The 4950-nt window shown below is 62.2% G+C and carries 6 protein-coding genes and 1 pseudogene; 5 read left to right on the top strand and 2 right to left on the bottom strand.

Translation table 11 applies throughout. The features are described 5' to 3' along the window. The 3 genes and pseudogenes from EPE01S_RS23545 to EPE01S_RS22435 all read left to right on the top strand — a co-directional run. Nucleotides 1-88: pseudogene (locus tag EPE01S_RS23545) on the top strand (hydrolase); the annotation flags it as partial. A 10-nt stretch (nucleotides 89-98) separates the two neighbouring features. Beyond that, a complete protein-coding gene (locus tag EPE01S_RS22440; protein ID WP_306304620.1) occupies nucleotides 99-560 on the top strand; it encodes a DoxX family protein in 462 nt (153 codons plus the stop codon). Then, nucleotides 557-2137, top strand: a complete 1581-nt coding sequence (locus EPE01S_RS22435; protein ID WP_062749621.1) for an MFS transporter — start codon at nucleotides 557-559, stop codon at nucleotides 2135-2137. The genes EPE01S_RS22440 and EPE01S_RS22435 overlap by 4 nt, the downstream gene beginning before the upstream one ends. A gap of 47 nt (nucleotides 2138-2184) precedes the next feature. Here EPE01S_RS22435 and EPE01S_RS22430 read toward each other — a convergent pair whose 3' ends face one another. Next, the gene (locus EPE01S_RS22430) at nucleotides 2185-2724 is read right to left on the bottom strand and encodes a MarR family winged helix-turn-helix transcriptional regulator (RefSeq protein WP_062749619.1); all 540 of its coding nucleotides are present in this window, start codon (nucleotides 2722-2724) and stop codon (nucleotides 2185-2187) included. Between the two features lie 62 nt (nucleotides 2725-2786). Here EPE01S_RS22430 and EPE01S_RS22425 point away from each other — a divergent pair, with 62 nt between their 5' ends. After that, complete coding sequence (locus EPE01S_RS22425; protein ID WP_062749617.1) at nucleotides 2787-3650, top strand: EamA family transporter; 864 nt, start codon at nucleotides 2787-2789, stop codon at nucleotides 3648-3650. A 51-nt stretch (nucleotides 3651-3701) separates the two neighbouring features. On the opposite strand, the gene EPE01S_RS22420 is transcribed toward EPE01S_RS22425, so the two are convergent. Further along, nucleotides 3702-4610: a LysR family transcriptional regulator gene (locus tag EPE01S_RS22420; RefSeq protein WP_062749615.1), complete on the bottom strand. Its 909-nt coding sequence runs from the start codon at nucleotides 4608-4610 to the stop codon at nucleotides 3702-3704. A gap of 130 nt (nucleotides 4611-4740) precedes the next feature. On the opposite strand from EPE01S_RS22420, the gene EPE01S_RS22415 reads away from it, so the two are divergent. Further along, nucleotides 4741-4950: cysteine hydrolase family protein (locus tag EPE01S_RS22415; RefSeq protein ID WP_157076052.1), on the top strand; the 210-nt coding region annotated here is incomplete at its 3' end.

The following is a 4950-nucleotide window of genomic DNA, read 5'->3' as shown; positions in this document are numbered from 1 at the left end:
TCTGGTGCGCGAGCACAGCGGCGCGTACGGCATGGGCGTGGATTATGCCTACACGCTGGTCCATAAAGCCCCGGCCCGCAAAGCCTGATAACCCACTGATGCCGGGGCTGACCACCGCGTCGCCCCGGCAGGAGATATCCATGCGTAATGCTTCACTTTCTGCTCAGTCCCCCGGCGCGTCCGGATCGGTCACCGTCCGCTGGCTGGCGCTGTTAGCCCTGTGCTCTGCCTACCTTCAGGGCGGGCTGGTCAAGCTGCTGGATTTTCCAGGCGCCATCGCCGAGATGCAGCATTTCGGCCTGTCGCCGGCCGCGCCGATGGCGGCGGCGGTGATCGCTCTGGAACTGGGCGCATCACTGATGATCCTCAGCGGTCGGGGACGCTGGCTGGGCGCGCTGGCGCTGGCGCTGTTTACCGTTGCCGCCACCTTTATGGCGAACCGCTTCTGGCAGGTGCCGGTGACAGAGCGCGGCGGCGTAATGAATGGCTTTTTTGAACATCTCGGCCTGGCGGGTGCGCTGGTGTACGTGGCGTGGCATGACAGGAGGGCGGCAAAATGAGTCAGAATAACGCAGGTGGGGCATTTTCGCCTCTGAAGCAGGGGCTGTTTGCGGTGATCTGGGCTGCGACCATTCTCGGCAATACCGGCAGTTTTATGCGCGACGTGGCCAGCTCCTGGCTGGTCACCGGACTGTCGTCCAACCCGGCAGCGGTGGCGCTGATGCAGACCGCTGCCACGCTGCCCATTTTTCTGCTGGCGATCCCTGCCGGGGTGCTGTCCGATATTCTTGACCGCCGCCGCCTGCTGATTTTTGTCCAGTTGCTGCTGGCCAGCGTCAGCGGCACGCTGCTGTTTCTCTCCCATCACAACCTGCTGACGGTGGAATACCTGGTGGTGCTGACCTTTATCGGCGGCATCGGCGCGGCGCTGATGGGGCCGGCCTGGCAGGCGATTGTGCCGGAGCTGGTGCCGCGCCCACAGCTGAAGAATGCAGTGGCGCTGAACTCGCTGGGGATCAATATCGCCCGTGCTGTCGGCCCGGCGACCGGCGGGCTGCTGCTGGCGGCGCTCGGGGCCTGGGCGGCCTACGGTGCCGATGTCCTGAGCTACGTGTTTGTCATCACCGCGCTGATCTGGTGGAAGCGCCCGCACAAAGCGAAAACCGAGCTGTCTGAACACTTCTTCGGAGCATTCCGGGCGGGCATCCGCTACGTCAAAGCCAGCCGGGAACTGCACCGTGTGCTGGTTCGCGCCGCGATTTACTTCTTCTTTGCCAGCGCCATCTGGGCACTGCTGCCGCTGGTGGCGCGCAATCTTCTGCAGGGCAGCGCCGGGTTTTACGGCACGATGCTGGGTGCGGTGGGCGTGGGGGCGATTGTCGGTGCGCTGCTGCTGCCCGCGCTGCGTCAGCGAATGAAGGTTGATGGATTAATGCTGCTGTCGGCGGGGCTGTCCGCGCTGGTAATGGTGGTGATTGCCCTGCTGCCGGTCAAAGCCCTGGCCCTGCCGCTGATGATCCTGCTGGGCGTCAGCTGGATTATCGCCCTGACCTCGCTGAACGGGGTGGCCCAGGCCGTTCTGCCGGACTGGGTGCGCGGCCGTGGCCTGGCGGTGTATCTGATGATTTTTAACGGTGCCATGGCCGCCGGCAGTCTGTTCTGGGGGCTGGTGGCGCAGGAAGCAGGGCTGGTGAATACCCTGCTGATCGCCGCCGTGGCGCTGACGCTCACCGCGCTGTTGTGTCTGCGTCTGACGCTGCCGACGGGCGATGCTGACCTGCAGCCCTCCGGCCACTGGGATGAGCCGGCACTGGAGACAGACGTTACGGCAGACCGGGGTCCGGTGATGATTCAGATTGAATACCAGGTGAAAGCAGAAGATCGCCCGGTCTTCCTGGCGGAAATGAAAAAGCTGTCGCTGATCCGTCGCCGCGATGGCGCCTACGCCTGGGGTATTGCCGCGCACAGTCACGATGCGACCACGGTGATCGAGTGGTTCCTGGTCGAATCCTGGCATGAGCACCTGCGCCAGCATCAGCGCGTTTCCCATGCAGATGCGGACTTACAGGAGAGCGTGACGCGCTTCCACCAGGGGGAGGAGAAACCTAAAGTGCATCACTTTATCTCGCTGGAATAATCCCTGTCAGGGGGCGACCTTTTATCGGTTCGCCCCCTGCGCCGTGTTTATTCGGGCAGGTCGCTGTCCCGGTTTCCAGCCTCTAACGCCAGCAGCAGCGTCGACAGTGAGGCATCAAGCTGCGCCAGCGCACCGGCAGGCAGTGCCGACAGGATCTGGCGTTCGTTCTCAATATGCGGCCCGACCACACGATTAATCAGCGCCAGCCCCTCGGGAGTGAGCTGTACAAGGGTGCTGCGCGCGTCCTCTGCGTTGGCGACGCGCGCCACCAGCCCCCGGGTTTCCAGGCGTTTCAGGCGGTGGGTCATGGTGCCTGACGTCACCATCAGCGCGGAAAAGAGGGCGGTGGGGCTGAGACAGTGAGGCGCACCCGCACGGCGCAGCGTCGCCAGCATATCAAACTCCCAGCTGGCCAAATCAAAGCGCGAAAACCAGGCTTCCAGCTGCTGTTCCAGCAGCACGGTACAGCGCTTAAGACGGCCAATCGGCCCCATCGGGCTGGCATCCAGGTCGGGACGCTCGCGCTGCCACTGTTCGATGATGGTATCGACCGCATCGCGCGGCGGCCGGCGGGAAGAATTATTCATTTGTCTTGACTTCAAGTTAAGTGATCAACACAATCATGATATCTTGAACTGAAGGTAAAGTCATGAACACTCGATCCTATTTGCGCGACATTATGCTGACTGCCCTGGCCCCTGCAATCTGGGGCTCGACCTATATTGTGACATCACAACTGCTGCCGCCGGACCGGCCATTCACCGCCGCGCTGATCCGCGTGCTGCCTGCGGGCCTGCTGCTGTTGCTGTTCACCCGCCGGATGCCCCTGCGGAAAGACCTCTGGCGACTGCTGGTGCTCAGTGCGTTAAATATCGGCGTGTTTCAGGCGCTGCTGTTTGTCGCTGCCTACCGGCTGCCCGGCGGGCTGGCGGCGGTGCTGGGAGCCATTCAGCCGCTGCTGGTGATGGTGCTGACCTGGACGGTCGACCGCCGCTCACCGGCACAAACCACCCTGTGGGCATCGGTAGCGGGGGTGATTGGAATGGCGATGCTGTTGCTGTCGCCGCAGACGGTCTTTGAGCCGGTGGGCATCACGGCGGCCATCGTCGGGGCGGGCTGTATGGCGACCGGCGTCTGGCTGACGCGCCGCTGGAAGATCGACCTTCCCGTCCTGTCGCTGACCGGCTGGCAGCTGGCGATTGGTGGGCTGATGCTGGCCCCTGTGGCCTGGCAGATGGAGGCCGCGTTGCCTGTGCTGACCCTGCCACAGTGGGCGGCCTATGGGTATCTGAGCCTGGCCGGTGCGCTGCTGGCTTATACGCTCTGGTTTCGCGGCGTGGCACGGCTGCCCACGGTAGCCGTGGCCTCGCTGGGCTTACTGAGCCCGCTTTGCGCCGTAGGCCTGGGCTGGGTACTGCTGGGGCAGTCGATAACCGGTACGGCGCTGGCCGGGCTGGTCGTCGTACTGGCCAGCGTGTTTGCCGTGCAGTGGAAAACGTCGCGCGGCCGTTAACGAAGGGGAATTGCCTGATAGCGGATGCCCGGCAAGGCCGGGCGTCACCGTTTATTCTGCCGCGTAGACGTTGCGGATCCCCTCAAAGTTCTGCAGGCGTTCACGCCACCACATCGCGGCATTGCCGGTAGCGCTGTCATTCCAGGCCAGGAACGCCTGGTCACGGCGGGTTTCGCTGTCCAGCTGGCGTTCCACCAGCGTGCCGTTTGCCAGGTGCGGTGCCGCCAGATAGCGCGGCAGAAAGCCGCAACCCAACCCGTCAACCTGCGCCTGAACCTTGTCACTGAAGCTGTGCACGCTGAGGATCGGCTGCTCGTCGAGCACGCGCAGGTCGGTGCCTTCGGCGTGGCGTGAGGTGTCGTGTACCACCACGGCCCGGTACTGACGGATCTGCTCACGCAGCAGCGGGGTGGGCAGCGCCGCCAGCGGGTGATGTGGCGCAATCGCAAAGGTATATTCCAGCCAGCCCACCGGTACGCAGCTTACACCGCTGTGACGCACCGGCTCCTGTACGGCCCCAAAGACAATATCGGCCAGGCCATAACTCAGCGCTTCCCAGCAGCCTGCCAGTACGTCCTGGCGGAACAGCAGGCGGGTGTGATGATGCGCCTGATAGAACTCATCGATCAGCCCGGATAGCAGGGCAAACGGCACGGAGGCATCCAGGCTGAGGGTGAGCTGGCTTTCCCAGCCGCTTTCCACGTACTGCGCCTGCTGTTCCAGTTCGCCCACGGCGCGCAGCAGAATGCGTCCTTTCTCCAGCATCAGACGTCCGGTGGGGGTAAATGTCGCACGGTGACCGGAGCGATCCAGCAGCGTGATATTTAAATCGCTTTCCATCTTCTGCACCGTATAACTCAGTGCGGAAGCGGTTTTAAACAGCCTGGCCGCCGCTGCGGCAAAGGTACCGTGACGGTCCAGTGCATCCAGAATCAGCAGCGCTTCAAGGTTTAATCGCATGGTGTTCCCCAAACCCAAAATTTGTTTAACAACTTCCTGAATTCTTTCCGTTATCAACCGGGGCGGCCATTTCGTATTGTGTCAACACGCAAGACAAACCCGAAACCTGAAACGTAAAAGGAATAAAAAAATGTCTAAATTCGACCTGCTGGACCCACAGAACTCCGCCCTGATTTTCATCGACCATCAGCCGCAGATGTCGTTCGGTGTTGCTAACATCGATCGTCAGCAGCTTAAAAATAACACCGTTGCTTTAGCAAAAGCAGGAAAGATTTTTAACGTGCCGACAATCTATACCTCGGTAGAGACAGAGAGCTTCAGCGGCTACATCTGGCCGGAG

The sequence above is a fragment of the Erwinia persicina NBRC 102418 genome (genome assembly GCF_001571305.1).
Classification (GTDB): Bacteria; Pseudomonadota; Gammaproteobacteria; order Enterobacterales; family Enterobacteriaceae; genus Erwinia; species Erwinia persicina.
This window is presented reverse-complemented; position numbering and strand designations above follow the sequence as displayed.